This window comes from Inquilinus sp. (genome assembly GCF_039594555.1).
Lineage (GTDB): Bacteria > Pseudomonadota > Alphaproteobacteria > DSM-16000 > Inquilinaceae > Inquilinus.
In genome coordinates, this window is sequence record NZ_JBCNNF010000527.1 from 1 (window position 1) to 4,117 (window position 4,117).

The 4,117-nt window shown below is 73.6% G+C and carries 3 protein-coding genes and 1 pseudogene; all 4 read left to right on the forward strand.

The window, feature by feature from the left end; genetic code table 11:
• Positions 1-572: pseudogene (locus ABDW35_RS33280) on the forward strand (citrate transporter); the annotation flags it as partial.
• Positions 573-1,901, forward strand: a complete 1,329-nt coding sequence (locus ABDW35_RS33285) for an acyclic terpene utilization AtuA family protein (RefSeq protein ID WP_343718139.1) — start codon at positions 573-575, stop codon at positions 1,899-1,901.
• On the forward strand, positions 1,898-2,215 hold the full coding sequence (locus ABDW35_RS33290; protein ID WP_343718140.1) for a hypothetical protein: 318 nt from the start codon (positions 1,898-1,900) through the stop codon (positions 2,213-2,215). Before ABDW35_RS33285 ends, ABDW35_RS33290 begins: the two co-directional genes overlap by 4 nt.
• Positions 2,216-2,259: 44 nt before the next feature.
• Positions 2,260-4,117 (forward strand): alpha/beta hydrolase domain-containing protein (locus tag ABDW35_RS33295; RefSeq protein WP_343718141.1); only part of this gene is annotated, 1,858 nt, incomplete at its 3' end.

The following is a 4,117-nucleotide window of genomic DNA, read 5'->3' on the forward strand; positions in this document are numbered from 1 at the left end:
TGATCGTGGTGCTTCTGGCCGGGCTGTGGCCGCTGCCGGTGCTGTTCATCACCGCCTTCGCCATCGCCCTGCTGGTCAATTATCCGCGCTGGGAGCAGCAGCGCGAGCGGCTGGTGAAACATGCCGACAGCGTCGTCACCGTCACCGCCATGATCTTCGCCGCCGGCATCTTCACCGGCATCCTGGGCGGCACCAAGATGATCGGCGCCATGGCCGAGGCGCTGGTGGCGATCGTGCCGCAGAGCCTGGCGCCCTACCTGTCGCAGATCGTGGCGGTGACCGGCATGCCGCTGAGCCTGGTGTTCACGCCGGACGCCTATTACTACGGCATCCTGCCGGTCTTCGCCGGCACCGCGGGCGCGCTGGGCCAGGACCCGCTGGCGATCGGCCGGGCCGCGATCCTGGGCCAGATGACCACCGGCTTCCCCTTGAGCCCGCTCACCGCCTCGACCTTCATCCTGGTCGGGCTGACCGGGGTGCAGCTGGGCGCGCATCAGCGCTTCATCTTCAAATGGGCCTTCGCCTCGACCCTCGTCATGACGGCCGTCGCCTGGGCCACGGGAGCCATCTGAATGCCGGATCGCACGATGCGCATCGGGGCCGGCGCCGGTTTCGCCGGCGACCGGCTGGAGCCGGCGGCGGAGCTGGTGGCGCGCGGCAAGCTCGACGCGCTGGTGTTCGAATGCCTGGCCGAGCGCACCATCGCCCTTGCCCATCGCCGCCGCCGGGCCGACCCCGATGCCGGCTTCGACCCGCTGCTGGAGCGGCGGCTGCGGCCGGTGCTGCCGGGCGTCGCCGCCCAGGGCATCCGGGTGCTCACCAATATGGGCGCCGCCGATCCGGTGGGCGCCGGCCGCCGCGCCGCCGCGCTGTGCCGCGAACTGGGCGTGAAGCTGCGGATCGGTGTCGTGACCGGCGACGACGTGCTGGACCGGATCGACCCCACCGCCCTCGCCCTTGAGGACGGCCGGCCGCTGGCCTCCCACGGCCCGCTGATCGCCGCCAACGCCTATCTCGGCGCCAATGCGATGCTGCCGGCGCTGGAGGCCGGGGCGCAGCTGGTGATCACCGGCCGCGTCGCCGACCCGTCGCTGTTCGTGGCGCCGCTGGCCTGGCGCTTCGGCTGGGCGCTGGACGATGCCGGCCGCATCGCCACCGCCACCCTGGCCGGGCACCTGATGGAATGCGCGGGGCAGGTCACCGGCGGCTATTTCGCCGATGCCGATGGCAGCGACGCGCCCGGCCTCGCCGATCTCGGTTTCCCGATCGCCGAGGTCACGGCGGATGGCGCGATCACGATCACCAAGCTGCCGGGGACCGGCGGCCGGGTCAGCCGCGCCACGGTGACCGAGCAGCTGCTGTACGAGGTCACCGATCCCGGCGCCTATGTCACCCCCGACGTGGTGCTGGACGTCACCGGGGTGGCGGTGGCCGAGCGGGGCGCCGACCGTGTCGCGGTCGCCGGCGCGCGCGGGCAACCGCGGCCGGAGTCGCTGAAGGTCAGCGTCGCCTATGAGGCGGGGTGGGAGGCGGAGGCCGGCATCTCCTATGGCGGGTCCGGCGCGGTCGAGCGCGGCCGGCGCGCCGCCGAGATCGTGCGCGAGCGGCTGGCCCGGCGCGGCGACGTTACCGACCTGCGGCTGGACTTGGTCGGCGTCGATTCGCTGCTGCCCGGCCGGCTGCGCGGCGGCGAGCCGTCGGAGGTCCGGCTGCGCCTGTGCGCCCGCGCCGCCACCGCCGAGGCCGCGGGCGACGCCGCGCGCGAGGTGGAGAGCCTGTACACCAACGGCCCGGCGGCGGGGGGTGGCGTGCGCAGCGCGCTACGTCCCGTGGTCGGCATCGTCTCGACCCTGATCGACCGGCGGGATGTCAGCCCCGCAGTCGAGATCCTGGAGGCATGATGGTCCGCCTGGGGACGCTCGCCCATGCCCGCGCCGGCGACAAGGGCGACACCACCACGCTGAGCGTGATCGCCCGCCACCCGGCCGACTACGACCGGCTGCGCCGCGCGGTGACGGCGGAGCGGGTGGAGGCGCATATCTGCGGCGACCTCGCCGGCCGCTTCACCCGCTTCGAGCTGCCCGGCCTGGCGGCGCTGCATTTCGTCGGCCGCAGCGTGCTGGGCAGCGGCGTCACCACCTCGCTGGCGCTGGACAGCCACGGCAAGTCGCTGTCCTCCGCCCTGCTCGACCTGGAGCTGCCGGACGACGGCTGACGCCGGCGCCGCCGGCCCGATCACAACGACATAAGGGGGAACGCATGAGGGGTTGCATCATCCGCGCCGCGGCGCTGTTCGTCCTGGCGGCGGCCCTGCCGGGCGCGGCCCAGGCCCGGCTTACGATGCTGACAGTGGAGCGGCAGGACTCCGCCGCCCCGGCGAAGCCCGGCGCCCCGGCCTATGAGATCCTGCAGGGCCGGTTCCGCGGCGAGCTGGATCCGGCCGACCCGGCCAACGCGATCATCACCGACCTGCGCCAGGCGCCGCGCAATTCCCGTGGCAAGGTCGAATACAGCGCCACCTTCGCCATCGCCCTGCCGGCCGACCCGAAGCAGGCCAGCGGCGTGCTGGTCTATGACGTGCCGAACCGCGGCAATGGCGGCGTCAAGGCCGACCCGGACGGCCATATCCGCGTGGTCAGCGGCTGGCAGGGCGACATCCCGGCCGCCGACGGGCTGCAGACGGCGGAGGTGCCGGTGGCGGCCAGCCTGACCGGCCCGGCCTTCGCCCGCTTCATGAACATGGCGCCGGGGACGACAAGCCTGCCGATCCTGGTCGGCTTCTCCCGCACCGGGCCCGGGCCGGTGCCGGCGACCCTGGACACCCGCCGGGCGCGGCTGTTCCGCCAATCCGCCGACGACCGACCGGCGATCCCGGTCCCGCCGCGCGACTGGGCCTTCGGCAATTGCTCGACCAGTGCCTTCCCCGGCACGCCCGACCCCGGCTGGATCTGCCTGCGCGGCGGCTTCGACCCGCGCTTCGCCTATGGCCTGGCCTATACCGGCAAGGCGCCGAAGGTGCTGGGCATCGGCTTCGCCGCCACCCGCGACTTGACCGCCTTCCTGCGCCATGCCGCGGCGGACGATGCCGGCACCGCCAACCCGGCGGCCGGGCTGGTGCGCTGGACCGTGGCGACCGGCACCTCGCAATCCGGCAACTTCCTGAAGAGCTTCCTCAATCTCGGCTTCAACGCCGACGAGCAGGGGCGGATCGTGTTCGACGGGATGAATCCGAACATCGCCGCCCGCCAGCTGCCGATGAACATCCGCTTCGGCGTGCCCGGCGGCGCCGCCACCCTCTACGAGCTGGGCAGCGAGGGCACGCTGTGGTGGACGCGATACGACGACCGGGCCCGCCGGCGCGGGACCACCAGCCTGCTGGACCGCTGCCAGGCCACCGGCACCTGCCCGAAGATCATGGAGACCTTCGGCGCGGCGGAGCTGTGGGGGCTGCGGATGTCGCCCGGGCTGGTCGGCACCGATGCGCGCCGCGACCTGCCGCTGCCGGCGAATGTGCGGCGCTACTACTTCCCCGGCGTGACCCATGGCGGGTCGGCGATCGGCGGCTTCTCGACCACCGGGGAGGCCCTGCCCGCCTGCGCGATGCCGGGCAACCCGAACCCGTCATCCATGACCCTGCGGGCGCTGCAGGCGGCGCTGGTCGACTGGGTGCGGTCGGGCAAGGCGCCGCCGGCCAGCCGCTATCCGACCCTCGCCGCCGGCGACCTGGTCGACCCGGATTCCCGGGCGATGAGCTGGCCCGCCATCCCCGGCGCGCCGCGGCCGGACGGCAGGCTGAACGTCTTCCTCGACTATGATGTCGGCCGCGGCTTCGACTATCCGGACCTCAGCGGCGTGCCGGACGTCCTGCCACCGCGGATCCGCCAGGCGCTGCCGTCCAAGGTCGTGCGCGTCGACGGCGACGGCAACGAGGTGGCGGGCGTGCCCTCGGTCCAGGCGCTGGTGCCGCTGGGCACCTATACCGGCTGGAACGTGCTGGCCCAGGGCTATGGCGCCGGCGGCGGCTGCTCCTTCCTCGGCGGCTTCATCCCCTTCGCCCGGACCAGGGCGGAGCGGATCGCCGCGCATGACCCGCGCCCGTCGCTGCAGGAGCGCTACC